The 20551-nt window shown below is 38.8% G+C and carries 22 protein-coding genes and 1 pseudogene; 6 read left to right on the top strand and 17 right to left on the bottom strand.

What is annotated here, in order from left to right; translation table 11 throughout:
• Positions 1 to 3: 3 nt before the first annotated feature.
• The 3 genes and pseudogenes from A9Y75_RS17830 to A9Y75_RS17820 all read right to left on the bottom strand — a co-directional run.
• Complete coding sequence (locus A9Y75_RS17830; protein WP_071190867.1) at positions 4 to 1203, bottom strand: response regulator; 1200 nt, start codon at positions 1201 to 1203, stop codon at positions 4 to 6.
• Positions 1204 to 1408: 205 nt separating this feature from the next.
• Positions 1409 to 1735 carry a low molecular weight protein tyrosine phosphatase family protein gene (locus A9Y75_RS17825; RefSeq protein WP_071190866.1) on the bottom strand — a complete coding sequence of 109 codons (327 nt, stop codon included), beginning with the start codon at positions 1733 to 1735 and terminating at the stop codon, positions 1409 to 1411.
• A 1-nt stretch (position 1736) separates the two neighbouring features.
• A pseudogene (locus tag A9Y75_RS17820) lies at positions 1737 to 1901 on the bottom strand (XRE family transcriptional regulator); the annotation flags it as partial.
• 71 nt (positions 1902 to 1972) lie between these two features.
• Between A9Y75_RS17820 and A9Y75_RS17815 the strand changes: the two are divergent.
• Both A9Y75_RS17815 and A9Y75_RS17810 read left to right on the top strand, forming a co-directional pair.
• Positions 1973 to 2197: a helix-turn-helix transcriptional regulator gene (locus tag A9Y75_RS17815; RefSeq protein ID WP_071190865.1), complete on the top strand. Its 225-nt coding sequence runs from the start codon at positions 1973 to 1975 to the stop codon at positions 2195 to 2197.
• On the top strand, positions 2190 to 3071 hold the full coding sequence (locus A9Y75_RS17810) for a hypothetical protein (protein WP_071190864.1): 882 nt from the start codon (positions 2190 to 2192) through the stop codon (positions 3069 to 3071). The genes A9Y75_RS17815 and A9Y75_RS17810 overlap by 8 nt, the downstream gene beginning before the upstream one ends.
• Here the strand turns inward: A9Y75_RS17810 and A9Y75_RS17805 are convergent, their stop codons facing one another.
• On the bottom strand, positions 3072 to 3935 hold the full coding sequence (locus A9Y75_RS17805; protein WP_071190959.1) for a site-specific DNA-methyltransferase: 864 nt from the start codon (positions 3933 to 3935) through the stop codon (positions 3072 to 3074).
• Between the two features lie 203 nt (positions 3936 to 4138).
• On the opposite strand from A9Y75_RS17805, the gene A9Y75_RS17800 reads away from it, so the two are divergent.
• Positions 4139 to 4453, top strand: a complete 315-nt coding sequence (locus A9Y75_RS17800) for a type II toxin-antitoxin system PemK/MazF family toxin (RefSeq protein ID WP_071190863.1) — start codon at positions 4139 to 4141, stop codon at positions 4451 to 4453.
• Positions 4454 to 4570: 117 nt separating this feature from the next.
• Here A9Y75_RS17800 and secA read toward each other — a convergent pair whose 3' ends face one another.
• On the bottom strand, positions 4571 to 7363 hold the full coding sequence (secA, locus tag A9Y75_RS17795; protein WP_071190862.1) for a preprotein translocase subunit SecA: 2793 nt from the start codon (positions 7361 to 7363) through the stop codon (positions 4571 to 4573).
• Between the two features lie 243 nt (positions 7364 to 7606).
• On the opposite strand from secA, the gene A9Y75_RS27755 reads away from it, so the two are divergent.
• Positions 7607 to 7777: a hypothetical protein gene (locus A9Y75_RS27755; protein WP_236721449.1), complete on the top strand. Its 171-nt coding sequence runs from the start codon at positions 7607 to 7609 to the stop codon at positions 7775 to 7777.
• On the opposite strand, the gene A9Y75_RS17790 is transcribed toward A9Y75_RS27755, so the two are convergent.
• The 8 genes from A9Y75_RS17790 to surE form a co-directional block, all read right to left on the bottom strand.
• Positions 7758 to 8297 carry a cytochrome C gene (locus tag A9Y75_RS17790; protein ID WP_071190958.1) on the bottom strand — a complete coding sequence of 180 codons (540 nt, stop codon included), beginning with the start codon at positions 8295 to 8297 and terminating at the stop codon, positions 7758 to 7760. The two genes, A9Y75_RS27755 and A9Y75_RS17790, sit on opposite strands and share 20 nt — an antisense overlap.
• A gap of 130 nt (positions 8298 to 8427) precedes the next feature.
• Positions 8428 to 9015, bottom strand: a complete 588-nt coding sequence (locus A9Y75_RS17785; RefSeq protein WP_071190861.1) for a hypothetical protein — start codon at positions 9013 to 9015, stop codon at positions 8428 to 8430.
• Positions 9012 to 10424, bottom strand: a complete 1413-nt coding sequence (locus A9Y75_RS17780) for an AAA family ATPase (RefSeq protein ID WP_071190860.1) — start codon at positions 10422 to 10424, stop codon at positions 9012 to 9014. The genes A9Y75_RS17785 and A9Y75_RS17780 overlap by 4 nt, the downstream gene beginning before the upstream one ends.
• Positions 10425 to 10570: 146 nt before the next feature.
• Positions 10571 to 11479 carry a MoxR family ATPase gene (locus A9Y75_RS17775; protein ID WP_071190859.1) on the bottom strand — a complete coding sequence of 303 codons (909 nt, stop codon included), beginning with the start codon at positions 11477 to 11479 and terminating at the stop codon, positions 10571 to 10573.
• Positions 11480 to 11668: 189 nt separating this feature from the next.
• Positions 11669 to 12736, bottom strand: a complete 1068-nt coding sequence (locus A9Y75_RS17770; RefSeq protein WP_071190858.1) for a bifunctional riboflavin kinase/FAD synthetase — start codon at positions 12734 to 12736, stop codon at positions 11669 to 11671.
• Positions 12737 to 12955: 219 nt separating this feature from the next.
• Positions 12956 to 13126: a hypothetical protein gene (locus tag A9Y75_RS28630; protein ID WP_177176223.1), complete on the bottom strand. Its 171-nt coding sequence runs from the start codon at positions 13124 to 13126 to the stop codon at positions 12956 to 12958.
• A gap of 88 nt (positions 13127 to 13214) precedes the next feature.
• A complete protein-coding gene (locus tag A9Y75_RS17765) occupies positions 13215 to 14108 on the bottom strand; it encodes an MBL fold metallo-hydrolase (RefSeq protein ID WP_071190857.1) in 894 nt (297 codons plus the stop codon).
• Positions 14109 to 14583: 475 nt separating this feature from the next.
• Positions 14584 to 15381: a 5'/3'-nucleotidase SurE gene (surE, locus tag A9Y75_RS17760; protein ID WP_071190957.1), complete on the bottom strand. Its 798-nt coding sequence runs from the start codon at positions 15379 to 15381 to the stop codon at positions 14584 to 14586.
• A gap of 481 nt (positions 15382 to 15862) precedes the next feature.
• Between surE and pheS the strand changes: the two genes are divergently transcribed.
• The gene (gene pheS, locus A9Y75_RS17755; protein WP_071190856.1) at positions 15863 to 16855 is read left to right on the top strand and encodes a phenylalanine--tRNA ligase subunit alpha; all 993 of its coding nucleotides are present in this window, start codon (positions 15863 to 15865) and stop codon (positions 16853 to 16855) included.
• Between the two features lie 61 nt (positions 16856 to 16916).
• On the top strand, positions 16917 to 17390 hold the full coding sequence (locus tag A9Y75_RS17750) for an NACHT domain-containing protein (RefSeq protein ID WP_071190855.1): 474 nt from the start codon (positions 16917 to 16919) through the stop codon (positions 17388 to 17390).
• Between the two features lie 13 nt (positions 17391 to 17403).
• Here A9Y75_RS17750 and A9Y75_RS17745 read toward each other — a convergent pair whose 3' ends face one another.
• The 4 genes from A9Y75_RS17745 to A9Y75_RS17730 all read right to left on the bottom strand — a co-directional run bounded on the left by A9Y75_RS17745 (position 17404) and on the right by A9Y75_RS17730 (position 20551).
• Positions 17404 to 17925 (bottom strand): GNAT family N-acetyltransferase, encoded by a 522-nt coding sequence (locus A9Y75_RS17745; protein WP_071190854.1) that lies wholly within the window; start codon positions 17923 to 17925, stop codon positions 17404 to 17406.
• Positions 17915 to 18199: a DUF1778 domain-containing protein gene (locus A9Y75_RS17740; RefSeq protein ID WP_071190853.1), complete on the bottom strand. Its 285-nt coding sequence runs from the start codon at positions 18197 to 18199 to the stop codon at positions 17915 to 17917. Before A9Y75_RS17740 ends, A9Y75_RS17745 begins: the two co-directional genes overlap by 11 nt.
• Positions 18200 to 18338: 139 nt before the next feature.
• Positions 18339 to 19784, bottom strand: coding sequence for an ATP-dependent DNA helicase RecQ (locus A9Y75_RS17735; RefSeq protein ID WP_071190852.1), 1446 nt, complete (start codon positions 19782 to 19784; stop codon positions 18339 to 18341).
• Between the two features lie 149 nt (positions 19785 to 19933).
• Positions 19934 to 20551, bottom strand: a complete 618-nt coding sequence (locus A9Y75_RS17730) for an HNH endonuclease (RefSeq protein ID WP_071190851.1) — start codon at positions 20549 to 20551, stop codon at positions 19934 to 19936.

The following is a 20551-nucleotide window of genomic DNA, read 5'->3' as shown; positions in this document are numbered from 1 at the left end:
TACTTACGAACAAAATGCCAAATTCGACAGATTATCCATTGTTGGTGCAGTACCTAAATATTTAGCTACTATCCCCAACAATTGCTCTGTAGCTACGGGTTTGTTCATAAAATCTGTAGCACCAAAAACTTTAGCTCGAACTTTATCAAAAACACCATCACTGCCGGTCAAGATGACTATAGGTGTCTTAGCAAACAAAGGAGTTCTTCGTAAAGTTGCACAGAGTTCATATCCGTTCATCCCTGGCATAATCAAATCTAAAAAAATGAAGTCTGGCTTATTCTCAATTAAAATTGGTAGAGCTTGCAAAGGGTCTTCAATTTTGATAAACCTCATTTCATTTGAGGTAACAATTCGCTCTAACATTTTACAAACCTGGGGGCTATCATCAATACAAGCTATTAATGGAGCATTGGGGTTGTTTAATTTTTTGTTACTGTTGTAGTTGTTTTTAACTTTCATTACTAGTAACGGCAAGTCGGGGACTTCTACTAGTGCTGTTATTCCTTGATTAATATAAGGAAGCAAGGAATGGGCAATTTTGATGACGCTCTGTTTCATTTTTACAGATAAATCCCACAGCGTATTTTGACCGTTAAGAAAAGTCTCAAAATTTTTGTAGACTGATGGACTTACTTGTCTTCTTAGTTCTTCCGGTTTGACCAGAACTGGTGCTAAGTCAGGAGAGAAACTTGCTAACCCAGCTTTTGACCAACTATTCCAGAAGTCTTGCATTTCCCTGAGAAACATCTTTGCAGTTGTGGAATTAATTGGTGCTTCTAAGATAATATTTTGATTTTTTTCGCAAGTTAAAGAGGTAGAATTTGCCTGCTGGGCTAAATCAAATAAAAGTTCTGATATTGTACTTTCTACAATAGCGTTAATTTGTTCGGCTTTGATTTTATTCCCTTGACGCAGGTTTTCTAGAAAGTAATAATCCCAATGATCTATTGATGTATTTTCGGGATTTAAGTTTAATTTACTAATATCAAGATAGGGACAATATTTAGCTAAATTTCTCCGCAATCGTCGAGATGGATGAGTTCCTCCTGTTGCCCAAACTAGCTGTCCTAGACGATAATAGAAAATCCATGTTTTTCCTTCGGAACTTCTAATATTTAACTGTCCGTTATATTGCAGTTGTGTACAAATTTGGAATTCTTGAAAAAGGCTAGTGGATTCTATAAGTTTTAGATTATTCATGTCTGCTCTGAATTAAAAAGTTAATTTGGTATAATCAGGGTAATAATGACTACTTTTAGCGATGGTTGATTTAACAAAAATCATTTAACTCCAGCAATAGTCGCACTACTCTTATAGTTTTAATTTAGACCAAGATTGTGCAGAAGTTGTGGAAACAATACTTAATATATATATTCAAGTTAAAGGGTAGGGAGGGAAACAGCTATTATGTTCCCAATAGTGGCAAAACCTTACGCTTTAATAACTCAATTAAATCTGCTTGCATATATTCATATTCATCAGGGATATCTAAACAGATTACTCTTTTACCTTTGAGAAAGGATTGGAAGTTCTTAGATAGTTTGCTTTTATGGGATTTTTCCATCACAAAGATGATATCAGCCCATTCTATAGCTTCTGTAGAGACTGGGATTTCGGCGGTTCTGTCTAAACCTGCGGAATCTACCTCTAGTCCTGGATATTCACAGAATACAGCTTCAGCGGTAGGGCTGCGTAGTCTATTTTGGCTACAGAGGAATAATAGTTTTTTCATCTTAAACTACACTTATTCGTGCATCATGATTAGATTTAGGTTTGACTGTAATTTCTACATCAATTCCCAATTTATTGAGAAATCTAAACATTCTGTCTAGAGAAAAACCTGTAAGTCTTCCTCTCATTAAAGCAGAAACTTTTGGTTGATCAATTCTTAATAATTCAATCTTATTGAGTAATTAATGGTACTTAAAGTCTGTGGACTTATAAGCATCAATGGTTTTTAATAGTGTTTATGACAACACCTAATGACAAAAATATTAAGAAAAAATTCGGTGATTGCCTACGTCAAATTAGGCAAGGCCGTGGACTATCTCAAGAAGAATTAGCACATTTGTGTCACTTAGATCGCAGTTATGTAGGAGGAGTCGAGCGTGGAGAAAGAAATATAAGTCTTTTAAATATCCACAAAATAGCAGATGCTTTAAATATTTCACCCAGAGAGTTTTTTAATGACTAAAATACCAGAAAATATACGCCTTAAGGAACTAGTAATAATTGCTAATTCAAATAAACCTTTTTTTGATGATTTCATTAGCTTTCTAAATTCAGAGAATTATATTAATCTGTATAAATTTGTAGTAGAGCAGGATTCTGCAAAAGCCAAAATTGTATTACAAAAATATTTAGAGCGGAAGATTCCTAACAACGTTAAATTATATGACGGAATTGCTCGTCCATATTCTGAAGATAAAGCTAAATGGCTGATTTTAGGCTGGATTTTTAGAGATGCTCCTGAACAACGTCTCAAAGCATTTTTAAATATGTTCAATGGAACACCTATTCAGCGCAAGTCAGAACTAATTAATCAGGTTCGTCAATATGTTTCTACTATTTTATCTAAACCAGAACAGTGGGAATGGGTAGCTATTTTTGAAGTTATAATTGATCGTTTAGAAGGAAGCCGTCGAGCCATAAAAGGCAATCTATTTGAAGCAATTGTTCGTATAAATCTAAAACAAATATTCAAAAGTAATAACTTAGACCTTTCTGTTGAAGAAACTCAAATTAAACTAGGTGATGAAACCTATGATGTTAAAGTTAGTGGAAGCAAAGGAACTATCTTAATTCCCGTTAAAACTCGTGAAACAATGGGAGGTGGTCATGCTCATTTGTTTACAAGAGATATATACAAAGCAATTGAAGCAGCAAATAATTCAGGATTTACCTGTATTCCAGTTATTATTGCTGAATCTTGGACAGGTGATCTAATTTCACTAGGCTGTGAAAATTATATATATATAAATAAAAATCCTAATCTAATTACTGTAGTAGAACCGTTACTATCTCAAAAGCTCCAAAAGCTTTTACCTATTTTCAAAACCATCGAATAGCTATGTGTTAAAAATCCGTTTAGAAGCAATCTCACAATAATTATCATTAATTTCAATACCAATAAAGTTACGGCCTTTTTTATTAGCAACTAATCCTACTGTACCGGAACCAAAAAATGGGTCAAGAACTATCCCAGATTCAGGTGATCCTGCTAAAATACATGGTTCTACTAGTTTTTCTGGGAAAACAGCAAAATGGGCATCTCTGAATTTAGATAAAGGTACTTGCCAAACTGTTCTTTTATTTCTACCTTTGGGATGAAAAGCTTGATCCCATCTTCCTTTATGTAAGTTAGAATTCCCTGCATTTTTTCCTTCTTCTGGAGTTCCTCCTGCTTTACCAAGATGATTGCGGCCTCCTTTCATTTTACTGTTATCTGAAAAAGTTACATGAGGTTCACGAATAGCATCTGCATCATAATAATATTTTGAACTTTTGGCAAATAAAAATATATATTCATGATCAGTAGTTGGGCGATTTTTCACAGAAGAGGGCATTGCATTTGGTTTGTACCAAATAATATCAGACCTGAGAATCCAACCTCTTTCTTTCAGAGATAATGCTAATTTCCACGGAAGTCCTGCTAAATTTCCATTTATATATTTATCGCCTAAATTTAACCAAAGTGTGCCATCTTCTTTTAAAACTCTTTTGACTTCATCAAATACTTCCACGAGACGATTTATATATTTTTCTGGGCTTTCTTCATTTCCAATTTGTTGATTTGCACAGTAGTCACGCTGATCATAATAAGGAGGACTTGTAATAACTGTTTGCACTAATTCATCTGGTAGCTTCTTCAAAGCATCCAAAGCTTCTGCATTGATGATAAAGTTTGTCTGATCAAAATTTACTTCTTCAATTTCTTCTAATTTCACTATTAACTTTCGATCAAGACCGGCAAACAGTGGAAGATTTGCTGTTATGTAATTTACCACAAAAATTAATTTTAATTACTTGATGGTACTTATAGTCATCTTAACCTATTTTCTGATTAGAAGCAACTGGTTTTTATATTAATATTTTCGATTACTTATCCTCAAAAATTATTTATTTGTGTTCATCTATGCTTTTTGATATTCTCCTAGTTAATCTTGACCCTACAATTGGCAGTAAAATTAAAAAAACACGCCCCTGTTTAATAATCTCACCCCACGAAATCAACCATCATCTTTCCACCGTAATTGTTGCACCAATGACAACAAAAGGGCAAGCATACCCCACAAGAGTAACCTGTCAATTTCAAGGAAAAGAAGGACAAATTGTACTTGACCAAATTCGCACAATAGATAAAACTCGATTAGTCAAACTTCTTGGTCAAATTACGACAGAAGAACAAAAAACAGTTCTGGATATTCTAGCTGAAATGTTCGCTGAATAAATAACCTTCCCTCTTCTTCCTCCTCTTCCTCCTCTTCCTTAGCGCCTTTGCGCGAAACAAAAAAGACGCAGAAAACGACTCTCTCTGCGCCTCTCTTGTCTCTGCGTGAAAAAAATCCTAAACCATCTCAGAAGTCTGCACCGTAGGCTGGGGCTGAGGCTGGAACATAAACAGCGAATAAACCACATCACGGCGGATATTCACCATCATATCCAAAAACAACTCATAACCCTCACTCTTATACTCAATCAGAGGGTCTTTTTGCCCATAACCACGCAAACCAACCGACTCACGCAAAGCATCCATTTGTTGCAGATGTTCTCGCCACAAAGTATCTATGCGTTGCAAAATAAAGAACCGTTCAGCTTGACGCATCAAACCCGGTTGAATTTGGTCAATTTGCGCTTCCTTCATATCATAAGCAATCCGCGCTTGTTCATGGAGGAAAGCCTTAATTTCCGCAACCCCCATATCCTCCAACTGACTAGACTGCAAATCCTCCAACAGGTAAACAAACTCCTTCACCTTATCCACCAACTTATCCAACTCCCATTCTTCCGAAGGTAAATCAGGGTTGATGTAATAATCAACGATGTCATCCATCGTTTTTTCAGCGTATTTAATTACCTGTTCCTTCAAATCTTGACCTTCCAACACCCGGCGACGTTCCGCATAGATAGCACGACGTTGGTTATTCATCACCTCGTCATACTCAAACACCTGCTTACGGATGTCGTAGTAATAAGTCTCAACCTTTTTCTGTGCGCCTTCCAAACTGCGGGTTAACATCCCCGACTCAATAGGCATATCTTCCTCTACTTGGAAAGCATTCATCAAGCCGGCAACGCGATCGCCCCCAAAGATCCGTAATAAGTTATCCTCTAAACTGAGGAAGAATCTTGTCGTTCCCGGGTCGCCTTGTCTTCCCGCTCGTCCGCGTAACTGGTTATCAATCCGCCTTGATTCATGGCGTTCTGTACCAATCACGTGCAAACCACCTCTACTGACCACATCATCATGTTCAGTGCTGGTGAATACTTCATACTCCTTCTTAATGTTTTGGTAAGCTGACCGCAATTTCTGAATTACTACGTCATCAGTAGGTGCTTTTTCCGCCGCTACAGCTACCTTTTCTTCGGCTTCCAACTCCGGTAAACTGCGCTCACCGTAAGCTTTGACAGCCACTTCCACCGCTTCTTTCAACAGCTGTTCTGTTTGCTTTGTCAACTGGGTAGGGAAAATTTCCGGGGAAGCCCGCCAAGTTTTCACCTTTTTACCAGGAACAAAACCTTGACCACCACCACTACCACCCATAGGTAGTCCAGAAGCCCTTTGCATACTAAAAATATCTTCATCTTCTGGGCTGACAATGCGGGGCATAAAGTATTCTCGCAACTTCAACCGCGCCATATACTCAGAGTTACCACCGAGAATAATATCCGTACCTCTTCCCGCCATGTTCGTGGCAATAGTTACTGCACCCCTGCGTCCGGCTTGGGCGACAATTTCCGCTTCCCGTTCCACATTTTCTGGTCTAGCGTTGAGTAACTCGTGGGGAATGTTGATTTCCTTCAAGAGTCGGCTGAGAAGTTCAGATTTTTCAACGCTGGTGGTTCCCACTAACACAGGTCTACCATTTTCGTGCATTTCGGCACATTCTTTAGCGATCGCACCCCATTTGCCTGCTTCGGTCTTAAATACCATATCAGACAGGTCTTCCCGTCTTCTCACCCGATTGGTGGGAATAATAGTTACTTCCCGTTTGTAAATCTTTTCAAACTCGACTTCTTCGGTTTTTGCAGTTCCTGTCATTCCCCCCAACTTGGGATACAGCAAAAACAGATTTTGATAGGTAATTGTGGCTAAAGTTTGGGTTTCTGGCTGAATTTCTACGTGTTCTTTAGCTTCAACTGCTTGGTGTAAACCATCACTCCAACGTCGTCCCGTCAGCACCCGACCTGTAAATTCATCGACAATAACAACTTCGTCATTACGGACAATATAGTTTACATCCTTGAGAAACAATTCCTTAGCTTTAATCGCATTAAAGATAAAATGCGCCCAAGGGTCTTCTGGATCAAATAAATCTGTCACACCCAAAAGATTTTCTGCTTCCGCAAAGCCTTCATCACTCAACAGAACGTTACGATCTTTTTCATTGACTTCGTAATGCTCATCTTTTTTGAGTGTAAAAGCGATTTCTGCCGCTTGCAAATACTTTTCTGTCGGTCTTTCCACCTGCCCAGAAATAATCAGCGGTGTCCGCGCCTCATCAACTAAAATCGAGTCTACTTCATCAATGACGCAATAATTAAACGGGCGTTGTACCACATCGGCCATCGATGTCGCCATATTATCCCGCAGATAGTCAAAGCCTATCTCGCTGTTTGTGACATAAGTAATATCACAAGCATAGTTTTTTTGGCGTTCACTGGGGGTCATGGTGGACTGAATTAGCCCTACACTTAACCCCAAGAACCGATGTACTTGACCCATCCATTCCGCGTCCCGACGTGCCAGGTAATCATTAACGGTAATAACGTGTACACCTTGACCAGTTAGGGCATTTAAATAACTCGGTAAGGTAGCAACCAAAGTTTTACCTTCACCGGTTTTCATTTCGGCAATTTGCCCAGTGTGGAGAATTATCCCGCCTAATAGTTGCACGTCAAAGTGCCGTAACCCCAGCACTCGTCGTCCCGACTCCCGGACAAGGGCAAAAGCTTCAGGTAAGATATCATCTAGTGTTTCGCCTTTAGCCAGACGCTGTTTAAACTCGATGGTTTTACCTTTTAACTCTTCATCAGAGAGTGCCTTAATTTCTTCCTCTAAAAGGTTAATTTCTGTAATGTCAGGTTGGTATTTTTTAAGCTTACGAGCGTTGGGATCGCCCAACAAAAGTTTTAGCATGGCAGTTTATAGAACTAAATCAAGGGGAATGGAGATTAAAGCTTTGGTTATTTGATTATAAACATTTAACCTAACCCAGCCATTTTGCTTGTGGATGGGTGAAAAACCAGAATTAACTCAAAAACGAAATGAAAATTTACCAATCACCTCAGTTTGTGATTGGTTTTAACTCATATCTTATAGTTAAACTTCCTTAATAGTATCATTTTGCCACCAGAACAGGAGGCAGGAGGCAGGCTTGCCGTGAGCGTAGCCGAACGGGGGCAGGGTGCAGTAGATAATTATTTCTCCGCGTCTCCGCGTCCCCACGTCCCCGCGTCACCCCATCACCGCGTCACCCCATCTCCCCATCACCCCATCACCCTATCTCCGCGTCTCCTCACCTTCCCAATCCCTACTCCCATTCTGGAGTGAGGCTGCGGAAGTCATACTTATCAGCACCAATATGACAACTGACGCAACCGTTCAGGTTTACAGGTTGTGGTAATTTAACACCAGGATGTAAAGCTTTGAAATAACGGGACTCATTGAGGCGATAGGGTGTTGAGTCATCTTGGAGGTGAAGACGGGAGAAAGTGGAAAGGTACTTCCACACTAAAATGCGCGGTGGATCGACTAAAGGCTTAATTTGTACACCATAGTGCTGGGAGTCTTGGAGGAGATTTTTCCATGTTTGGGTGGGAAAAACCGCTGGTGGTATGCCGATGTGACAGGTAGCACAGTTTTCTAGATATAGTTCTTGCGCTAGTTGGTATTGTGCCGGCACTACATCAACAGTGCCAATGGATGATGGAGGGTTAGCTGCGTGGGTGCTGGTGGCTAAACCTAGTATAAATCCTATGGCTATACTCCAACCAAAAATGACTAGCATCACAATCAGCAGTTGGCGTTTCAGTCTTTGATGGGATGGTTTATGCTTAATCGTATTTAACATCAATTTAGTTACTTTAGCGTAAATATTGTATTTTCTTGTATCTATTAAACTAAAAACCTCATCATTGAGCAATCTGTGACCACCTGATGTTTAGACTGTTTTTATAAGAATTTGTTGCATGATGTGTTATTTACTTGCAGGTTTTATCATTTCTTTCAAAAAGTGGAATACCATTTTCCTCTAAAAACTCTTCTGCCAATTCTTGCCAACTTGAATTGAATCTTGGGTAAAATTTAGGGGTACAAACATAAGCTTCTAAATTTAACCCTGCGTAATTTTTATTTAACTCTTTATCGAACAAATTAATAGTGTTTTTTAATTGACTAATAGCGTCTACCCTATTCTTGTTTACCTTCTTTATGCTTGTTGCATTCAATTTAAACTCTACAAAACAAAAATCGTTGTCATCAAAAAAGACAACATCGCAATGAGAATTACCAAATCCTAAAAGTCCTTTTTTTCCATCAATAGGAATAAAACCAACTATTTTAGCATTGATTATATTAAATGATTTAGTGTTATCAAAGCCGTTTATAACAGTCTCAATACCATTTATATTTACTGTAAATGTATTATCATCAAGCTGAATATTGATAATAAAAGATTGTCCTTGATAATCTATCACTGAAAACTCTGCTTTTAATTCAATTTCTAGAAAATCTGAAAATGTAGCAAAACTATTTGATAGATGTTCTTTTATATCTTCAAACTTGCTCATCTTCTTGCAAAAGTTCTAGCGTGAATACTGTACAAAGCCTGAAAATCACCACCCAAAATTTCGGAAACAGTATCTAAATAATTTTGTTTAATAGTACCTTTTTTAGTATTAAAAATGGACTCACAAGAATTCGTTGTTTCAGAAACCGATTGATTCCCTAATGAATAAGCTGAAAAATCACGAGCATTTAACCAACAATCTTTATGGATTATTTCTGTTACTTCAGATTCTGCTGAGGGATTTTTTTCTACTACTCTGTTTGCAAACAGTAGATTATTAAAAACTGTGAGTACATAGGGACTATGGGTTGTAATAATGAGTTGATTATCATCATTTTGATTCACCATTAAAGCTAATAACTCAATCAGTTGTTTTTGTGCGACAGGGAATAAATGTGCTTCAGGTTCTTCTAAGATTCTTAACACTTTTACATCGTCAAGGATATTAAGGAATATATCTTGTAATATTCTTATAGATTCTTGCTGTCCTGATGAAGCATTAGAGAGATAAACATAATCATTTGCTTCATTATCTAATCTGATTCTTTCGTTCCCATAAGTATCAATATAATATTTACCTTTTAATATTCCATCAATTTTGTTTATTATAATAGATAATTTTCTTCTTCTTTCTAATGTTATGTTTCTACCAAAAGTTAGTTCTTCAATATTTCCAAACTTATTAAAAATGTCTCTGGTTTTTATAACTTTTTTCATGAATTGCAGCATTAAAATTTCATCAATTTTTTGTGAGTTACGTTCATAATTAGAAGCTAAAATATTTTCTGACAAACTGCTTTGAATACTTGCAAATAAATACTTTTCAAATAAATCAGAATAACTTACAGTTGCACTTCTTCCCGAAATTATAAATAATGAATCTGTTTGCTCACTTTCAAATAATTCATTTAAAATTGTATAAAGCTGTTGAGCATATTTTATTTTCTCTTCTTCATTAATTAATGATTTAATATTATAATTGGAATTTAAATATTCCTGCCTAAGTCTCAGTTTAATACCACTTGCAGAATTTTTAAAATCCTCATTTATAAGAGCAGTATATATAATTTTCATTTCTTTATTTCGTTCTAAGGTTAATTTTATATATTTATCTTTCTCTAAACTATAATAAAACACTATTTCAAAATTACGCAAATGATTGGTAGGACCAAAAAACTTATAAAATTTTTGTCGAATAGGAGATAAAATATCAGAATCAATATCCAGATATTTCTGCTTATCCTGGTAAATTTGGCTAAATAAATCATCCTTTAGTGTTTTAAAAAAGTAAATGAGTCTAGCAATAGTACTTTTACCACTAGCTTGTTCACCAATCAAAACTAATATTTTTTTGACTTCAATTTCTGCATTTTGAATTGCACCGAAGTTTTTGATAATAATTTTCTGCATAATTCAAATTTCTTTTTTTATATTCTACAATCAATGTAGCAAAACTAATTTGTTTGATGCTACCCATCGCTGACTTGTTTATCAAGGAAAATCACCTCAGCAAGACAAGCCAGCAGTTTTGGATACATTTTTTAAGCGTTTTTTAATTAAGGAATTGCCACAGATCGCAATAATCGCTCAACTACAGTTTTAGCATTGCGTCCACCTCTAGGAATGAGGCGATGACACAGAACATAAGGTGCTAAAAACTTGACATCATCAGGAAGAGCGTAATCTCTGCCGGAGATAAAAGCTAGTGCTTGGGTAGCTTTTTGTAATGCCACACTACCACGAGGACTAACGCCAAGAGTGATTTCTTCATCCTGTCTCGTTGTCCGCACTAATTCCAGGATGTATTGTTGCAAGGAGGTTTCCACTTGTACCTGAGAACAAAGTTGGCGTAACTGAGCAACTTCTGCCAAGGTAATACAAGGCTGCACATCATCAACTGGAAGACGCTGCTGGATAGTTTGCAGCATTTGCAGTTCTTCTGACTCTGAGGGATAGCCTAAACTCAAAGACAGCATAAACCGATCCATTTGTGCTTCTGGCAGGGGAAATGTGCCTTGGTACTCGATGGGGTTCTGGGTAGCAATGACAAAGAAAGGCTGAGGAACGGGACGAGAGACACCATCAACTGTGACTTGATACTCTTCCATTACTTCCAGTAAAGCTGACTGAGTACGCGGGGTGGCACGGTTGATTTCATCAGATAGCAAGACATTGGCAAATACTGGCCCAGGGAGAAAAGTAAATTCGCCGCTTTTTGGGTTCCAAATGTTAGTGCCGGTGATGTCCGTTGGTAGTAAATCGGGAGTACATTGTATCCTTTGAAATTTACCATCAAGCGATCGCGCTAGAGATTTGGCAAGCAAGGTTTTACCAACTCCAGGGACATCTTCGAGCAGGGCATGACCACCACCCAGCAAAGCAACTAGCACTAAGCGTATTGCTTCATTTTTGCCAACAATGGTACGAGCCAGATTTTGTGTTAAAGCGTCAATTTTTTCTCTCATGCTTACTAGGTATTAGGGACTGGGGACTAGGGACTGGAGACTGGAGAGGTTGGGAGGTTGGGAGGTTGGGAGGTTGGGAGGTTGGGAGAATAACATATTACTTCTTACCTATTTCCTCTTCACTGTCACCTGTCACCTGTCACCTGTCAGCTTCTTCTATATACATTGTTCCCTATTAACATTCCCAATTCAGCATTCTGTACTCAAAAGTTCTCTGGCTACGGTGCAGTCAAGTTGAATTTGGGTTTTTAGGGCTTCTAGAGAAGGGAATTTTTGTTCAGGACGCAAAAATTTTACTAGTTGCACAACTAGGTTTTTACCGTATAAATCAGCAGACCAATCTAACAAATGTACTTCTACAGAGGGATCAGTACCGTTGACAGTGGGGCGATTGCCGATATTCATTACGCCTAAGTTCTGAGTAGGAGGCGTATCTGACGTTTCGCTGAGGATGATAACCCGAACTGCGTAAACTCCTTGACGTGGTAAAAATTTGTCTTTTGGTAGTTGGAGGTTAGCGGTAGGAAAGCCGATGGTTTTACCCAAATGTTGACCTGGGATAACTAATCCAGTCAGGGTGTATGGTCTGCCTAATAAGCGAGTTGCCCGTTGAATATCGCCTTCTTGCAAAGTTTGGCGAATCAATGAAGTGCTAATCCGATGGTCTTCACTCGAAGTATGATTAACGCTTTTGCCATTTGTGGGTAAATCGTTGTTATCAGTTTGGATGGGAACGATGGTTACGGGTATTTTGTACTTGGCGGCGAGTATTTGCAAATCCTGGGCAGTACCGGTGCGCTTTTGACCAAAACAGAAATCCTGACCAACGCTGATTCGTTGACATTGCAGTTGTTGGACAAGGATTTTTTCTACGAATTCTTCCGGTGATAGGGCTGATAGTTCTTTATCGAAGGGTAATAATACCAGTTGTTCTACCCCAAGCGATCGCAACTGTTGAACTTTTTCATCCAGCGGTGTTAACAAAGCACGGGGTTGGCCTGTAAAAAACTCATGTGGATGGGGATGAAAGGTGACAACTGTTGAGTAGATAGGTTTTTGGGGTGAGTTTTCTGGTAATTTCTCCCCATCTTCCCACCCCTCTTCATTCCCAACTGACTGCAAAACTGGTTGAATTACCCTTTGATGACCAAGATGAACACCATCAAATTTTCCAAGGGCAACAGCAGTTGGTGTTAGAGCCAATTTGGTCGAGGAAGCAACCCACACAGAACACCCATTTTGAGACAAATTTAGCACGTGGATTCTGGGATTTTAGGTTTATCGTAGCTATCAGCGCTCGGCAACCCTGTGAGGGGAACCATAGCCACTTTTTTGCTAGGGGGAGTTTGTTTACCTACCCTCAGCCCTTAGAGAGGCATCTAGCGGATTTTTTGGACTGCTGGTGAAACTACAAAGTTAATTTACCAGTTGTTGCCATCTCAGCAATAGGTAGGCTCTGGCGCTGAAAGCTCCTGATCACCAATCTAATCTAAAATCGATAAATCCCTCAAATTGAGAATCTTTACACTGACCAAATAATTCGTAATTCGTAATTCGTAATAGTGCCTCCGGCAGGCTACGCCAACGTAATTCGTAATTCGTAATTTCGTAATAGTGCTTACAGCAGGCTACGCCAACGTAATTCAAGGTTACAAGCCCCTGGCTTTAGACATGGGATGATAATTACCTGTCCCTAACGAAACGGTCGGCACTATTACGCATTATCAATTAGGAATTACACTGACTTGGTGACGGGAAAAGATTCTGTGAAAGGATCTAAGACTGGAACCTGAAGTACTAATCCTTCCCGTGCCATGATTGCACCAGGAAATTTCTCAACTGCTTCTTTGCCGACATTATCTAAAAAATCATCGTTGTGGGCAGGGTCATGGTGATAAATCACCAGGGTTTTGACGTTGGCTGCTTGTGCTATTTTTACAGCTTCTTGCCAGGTAGAATGTCCCCAACCTATTTTCGGTGATTTTGGAGAATAGTATTCATCATCTGTGTAGGTGGAATCGTAAATGACGATGTCGGCATCACGGGACAGCCACAGGACGTTTTCATCCAATTTATTTTGAAAATGTTCAGTATCTGTAATGTAAACAGCAGAACCACCGCGCCAGTTAACTCTATATCCTACGGCTTCACCTGGATGGTTTAATGGTGCGGTTTCTATGAAAATGTCATCGATTTCGATTGGTTGCCCCGCTTTAATGTTGTAGAAATTCAAGTGTGCTTGCATAATCTGCAAGGGTACGGGGAAGTTGGGATGAAGCATCTGATCATTGAGCCTTTGCTCAATTGTCGAGCCATCTGGTGCGATCGCTCCGTAGATATTAAATTTATTACCTTTGATAAATGCTGGGGTAAAGAAAGGAAACCCCTGCATATGATCCCAGTGGCAATGAGTGAAGAATATGTGACCTTCTACGGGCATTTGGGGTAACAAAGATTGCCCCAAAACATGAACTCCTGTACCACAATCAAAAATTAAGCGCTTACCGCCCACTTGCATTGATATGCAAGGGGTATTACCCCCGTAACGGACGGTTTTTAGACCTGGACAGGGGATGCTGCCCCTGACGCCCCAAAATTGTACGGTAAATTGGTTCTCTATCCTAGACATGGGTGTTGTTTGCTGGACTGAGCGGGCGAGCGATTAAAAACAATGAGTTTTATTTTTTTAGTTTATAGTGGACTGCGGTTGGCACTCTGTTAAATTCACGGCGGTACTAAGTCTTTATCGGTAAAATAGCATACTCTGTTTAAGAACTTTTTGGGAAATCATGAGTGATGTACTGAAGTATACCACTTTTCAAGATACTAGAGTTTATACTTATTTAGGGATTTCAATATATCTCCTAACTTTATATAGGACTCCTATTTGAATTTTGTTGGCGCAGCCTGCGCTTTGCGCTTACAGAACTCCGTATACCTTGATTCCTTCTTCTCTGTTAAGAGTTCCCTGTTAAGAGTTCCCTACCTCTACGAGTAAATATGCCTACGGCACGCTACCGCGAACAGAAACCAAACCGGATTCCTATAGCTTAAATTGTGCGGACATGATTTTAATTTAGGCTGGTGTCCAAAAAACCAAAAATTTACGGAAGTTTAAATTCTCGTTTCGATAATTGTTGCAGTGCATTGGCATAAGTAAGATTGTATTGCAATGGGGTAATACTGATGTAGTTTTCACGGATAACCTGGACATCGGTAGGAATGTTTAACGGTAAATTCAAATCTGTGGGTGGTTCTATGTCCTCTACAACCTCTCCTGTTAACCAGTAGTAAGTTTTTCCTCGTGGATCTACTCTTTTGTTAAAAACATCAACGTAACGGCGCACTCCTTGGCGAGTAAAAGTGACACCAGCAATTTCTGCCGACGGGACGGGAGGAATATTGACGTTAAGCAACATCAAGCCTGGGAGAGGTTCTGCTACTAGCTGATCTACTAGGAGTTTGGCAAAGTTTGCAGCTGGGTGAAAGTCTTTGTGTGTATGACTGGTAAGACTGAGGGCAATGCTGGTAATGCCTTCTATCACTCCTTCCATTGCGGCTGAAACAGTTCCAGAGTAAAGAATTTCTGTTCCTAAATTGGCACCTTGATTAATGCCTGATAGCACTAGGTCTGGGGGCGAATCTAGTAATGCCCACAATGCCAATTTTACGCAATCGGATGGTGTGCCATCACAAGCCCATGCTTTGATGGCAGGATGAAAAAGTGCTTCCACCATTTCGGCGCGAATTGGTTGATGCAAGGTTAGTCCGTGTCCTGTTGCTGAACGCTCTCGATCTGGGCAAACTACTGTAATATCATGACCCGCTTCTGCCAAGCAGTTAGCTAAGGTACGGATACCTAGGGCAGAAATGCCGTCATCGTTGCTAATTAGTAATTTCATACTTCGATATTCATCAGTTAAGGGTCGGTTGTCAGTGTCTGCGGTCACAAGTAAATAATAAAAAATACCTCTAAACTGCTAAAAATAGAAATAGTCTAGTTTATTAATGGCACATTCCCAAGCTTATTTCTTCTCCAGTCCATAACTTTGGACTATAGACTATTAAAGAGGTAACAGGGAACTGGGAGTTTTATTGAAGATGACACGGGGACGCACAGACGCGGTGATTCATCAAACGCTACGCCTCTCCGTGTCCGTAACGAAAGTTCCAGAGGGCTGAAACCTCGTCTGAATCTTCTATTCAGACGCTGGAAATTGTGCGGAGTTACAATCAGAGTCAAGTTTCTGTCTCCGTGTCCCCGCGTCTCCCTCTCCCCGCGTCTCTTCGTGAAGGTACAGGAAATAGGAAATTTTAATTTTGTTCCCTGTTCTCTATTCGCTGTTCCCTTTTTTGATGAGTAATAACTAAAGATAATGACTAATGACTAGCAATTTAGAGGATCAACTTTTAGCATTGCGCCAAGAAGGAGAAGCAGCGATCGCATCGGCTGATACCCTGGAACGCCTGGAAGAACTGCGAGTTAACTATTTGGGCAAAAAAGGTCAATTGGGTGCGCTGTTACGCAGCATGGGACAAATGAGTGCGGAGGAGCGTCCCAAAATTGGCGCGATCGCTAATACAGTTAAAGAAGCTATCCAAAACTCTCTTGACCAGCAACGCACCGCTTTAGAATCTGCTCAAATTGAAGCACAGCTAGAGTCTGAAACTTTAGATGTGACTATGCCGGGTATTTACCGTCCCCAAGGTCGCATTCATCCCCTCAATGGTATCATTGACCAAGCTTTGGATATCTTTGTTGGTATGGGCTACACGGTGGCTCAAGGGTCGGAGATGGAAACAGATTACTACAATTTTGAAGCCCTGAATACCCCACCTGACCATCCAGCCCGTGATATGCAGGATACCTTCTATTTACCAGATGGGAATTTACTGCGGACTCATACTTCATCGGTGCAAATTCGCTACATGGAAAAGGAAGAACCACCGATTAGAATTGTTGCCCCAGGACGAGTTTACCGAAGAGATGATGTAGATGCTACCCACTCCGCAGTTTTCCATCAAATTGAACTTTTAGCCATTGATGAAGGATTGACTTTTACAGACCTCAAAGGCACAGTTAAGGTATTTTTGCAAGCGATTTTTGGTGATTTACCAATTCGTTTCCGCGCTAGTTATTTCCCTTTTACTGAACCTTCTGCGGAAGTTGATTTGCAGTGGAATGGACGCTGGTTGGAAGTCATGGGTTGCGGTATGGTTGACCCCAATGTACTTAAATCAGTGGGTTATGATCCTGAAGTTTATAGTGGTTTTGCTGCCGGTTTTGGTGTAGAACGTTTTGCGATGGTTTTACATCAAATTGATGATATTCGCCGTTTGTATAATAGCGATTTGCGCTTTTTACAGCAGTTTTAATGTAGGGGCGGGGTTTCCCCGCTCTTGATAATTTTCAATAGACCGCAGATAAAAACAAACAATGTATAGATTTTTAATATTTGGTAATTCCGGTTCTGGAAAAAGTACTCTTGCTAAGAAACTAGGACAAGATTTGCATATTCCTATTCTTGATCTAGATACTATTGTCTGGGAACAAAATCAAATCGCCATCAGACGTAATCACGAAAATGTTTCCAATGATCTGCGAGATTTTCTAGCAAATAATAACTCTTGGGTAATAGAAGGTTGTTACAGTACTCTGATTAAAATTGCTCTTGAATTGGCGACTGAAATCTATTTTCTCAACCCTGGTATTGATAAATGTCTTGAAAATAACCGCCATCGTCCTTGGGAACCACACAAATTTAAATCACCGCAGGAACAAGCAGAAACTTTTGAGTTTTTAAACAGTTGGATTCAACAATACACAGAACGCGATGATGAATTTGGTTATTCATCCCATTGCGCCATATTTGAGAAATTTCAGGGAAAAAAGCATGAAATTAGGGAATAATTATATTTTAAATTTAAAAATCAAACTCTTTAGCAATTGTTTCTATAGGTAAAAACAAAGATAATTCCCGATCTAAAAAAGGAATAAACTCATGTTTCAGATAAAATTCCTTAGCTTGTAAATCTATAGCATCAACTCTCACCGCAAAAATACCAATTTCTTGAGCAGCGCGAACAATACGATATAATGCATCTGCTAAAAGTTCTCCCCCTAAACCTTGTCCCTTTACAGTATTATCAACTGCCAACTTACCAATTAAAGTAGCAGGAATCGGATAAGCAGGTATTCTTTTTTGATAAGATTCAGGCAAGAGTTCATACTCAATAATACTCGCGCTCAGTGTATAGTAACCATCAACTTTCATACTTCCTAATTCTTTCACCGCCACAAAGGTTTTAGCAATACCTTTTTGATGGTTTTGTCGAGCATATTTTTTCAGATAATCATTGAGAACTTTATAACCACAGTCAAAAGAATCCTTTTTATATTTCTTCTCAATAGGTAAAAAATTCCATCTCCCTTCACTATTTGTCATATTTATCCCTAAACTTTTTCAGGGTAGTTTTGAGTTTTCCCTTGAGTTGTGGAGGATTTTCCATGATAGACATAAATAAATCTCTATCCCGACTTGATAAAACCAGCCTTTCATGGGCATCTATTTCTTGTCTAGCAATGGGAAGCAGATAAGAAAGGGTATAAGCAGTCAAGGAAACTCCTTTAAGGGCTGCTGCTTGTTCTAAGAGTTCTTTTTGCTCTTGTGTAACCCTCAAATCAACTCTACTGTCTTTGGGTGAAGAGGTTTCTAACATCTTGGCGATTTAGCGAACATCCTAAATTCAATTCAGATTATAGCATTTTAGGCGTACAATGTACACACAAATAAAATTTTATTGCGCCAGTCTACCATTGTTTTAAGATACAAAGGTGAGTTTTGGCGATACCAACTGACTAATTTTTGCAATTATCACAATGTCCACAACGCCAATTTTCAGCTTCTTGACTAAAACCAAAAGCATTTAACAAAAATTGCCAACGACACTTTTTAGTATTTAAATATTCACTCATTTTTTTAGCAGCTTGTAACTGCATTTGTGGCTGACTTCCCGACTTTGTAGAAATCGCATAATGAAAAGGATCAAGCCATTGCAATTGTCCAGTACTATGAAGTAGAGAAAGCGCCGTTGCAGCATCAGGAAATTGTCGCGTTATAGCCGTTACTTCTCCTTGTTGTGGTAACTTTTTCACTAACTGTTGCGCTTTTTGTTGTTGCTTAAACATTTGTTCTTGAAAAAACTGCTGTCTTTGTTTATCTTCAGCATCTAAAAAACCCGTTGGTTCACTGATTAAAGTTAACGCTTCTGCTGGTTTTCCATCTCTTCCAGCACGTCCCATTTCTTGCACATATTCAGATAATAAATGTGGTGCGTGAAAGTGAACAACCCAGCGCACATTACTTTTATTAATCCCCATTCCAAAAGCACAAGTACAAACTACAAACGGTATTTTTCCACCTAACCAACTTGCTTCTACTGCGCGTCTTTCTGTTGCACCTAATCCTGCATGATAACTAGCTGTATTAAATCCCATTTCTGTTAACCACTCGGCTAAATTCTCGCTATCTTTCCGAGTGCGGACATAAATTAAACCAGTTTGATTTGGTCGATTTTGAATAAATTTTAATAATTGTTGTTTTCTTCCTTTTGGTGTCCAAGCAATACGAATACTAAGATGTAAATTTGGACGGTAAGGATTAAGTTTAAAACTATCAGGTTGCTGTAATTGTAAAACTGTAGAAATAATTTTTTGGGCTGAAGGATCAGCAGTTGCTGTAAAAGCTGCTAAACTAATTTTAGTTCCTGGTGGTTTTGATTTTAATAACGCTGGACGGACTGCACCTAAACGCCGATAAGCAGGACGAAATGTATCCCCCCATTGTACTAAACAATGAGCTTCATCAAGGATAATTCCATTAATTTGTAATTGGGGATGAGATAATCTTTCCCAAACCGGGGGACTGAGTAAAGTTTCTGGTGATAAATATAATAATCTTAATTGTTGTTTTTCCAAAGCTTGCAAAGCTGCACGACGTTGATTTGCAGGTAATTCACTGTGTAAAAGTGCTGCTTTTTGGTTCCGTTGACGTAGTTCTTCAACTTGGTTTTCCATTAGTGCTACTAAGGGAGAAACTACTAAAGTTAATCCGGTTTTCAATAGTGCGGGAAGTTGAAAACAAATTGATTTTCCCCCACCTGTGGGCATAATAATTAATGCGTCTTTTTGGGATAATAAACTCCTGACAATTTCTCCTTGTGGGGGACGGAAATCATCATAACCCCAGATTTGTTTTAATGCGGTGCGAACTTCGGTTAATGATGTATTATTGGGTTGATTCATATTTTTAAATTTACAAATCTCTGGCTTTATATTCTTCCATTTGGACGATGGATAGCCTTTCCATGCTGATCAAAGCAATCTACAGCAGTTCCCGGAAATGCAGAAATGAAACGTTTTAGCATTTCAATATCATCTTTAAATACTGTCATTCACACTGAGAAAAAGCCCTTATCAACTGCATGACTAACAATCATATCTTGCATTTGTTTTAACAACTCTTCATCATTACATTTACGAAGGTTTTGTCGATATCTTTCTGCTGTCTCCCAAGCGTCTTTCCGATTAATCCATCGGCGATCTTTCATTTGCATATCAGGCTTAGGTGTTTTATCTAGTCCCACCATTTCCACAGTTGCTTGAGCTACTTTTTGTTCTTCGAGAGATAAAAAAGGATGTACTTGAATATGTCCACCTTTAGTATACTCAAAAGCTCGGAAAGTATTATCTTGATCAAGCCAATAGAACTCACTTCTTGCAGCTATTTTAGCAGAAATTATGTGAAGATTTTGCCATGAATCTTTCCATCTTCTCTCCATAGGCGATTTCTTGGTAGAGTTGCAATTAATACAAGCTAAACAGAAGTTTTCCCAGTTAGTTTTTTCATCAGAAAATAGTGCTTGTGGTAATATATGTTCAACAGCTAAAGATGAGCCAAGACGCATTTCACAGTAAGAACAATATTCACCAAGTTGATCAATTAAATTTTTTCGTGCATTTCTATAATCTTTGAAAACTTTAGTATTTTTACCTCGAACTACTGGCCTCAT

The sequence above is a fragment of the Trichormus sp. NMC-1 genome (assembly GCF_001858025.1).
In the GTDB taxonomy this organism is placed as follows: Bacteria; Cyanobacteriota; Cyanobacteriia; order Cyanobacteriales; family Nostocaceae; genus Anabaena.
Note: the sequence above shows the minus strand (reverse complement) of the source record. Positions and strands in the feature narration are given on the sequence as shown.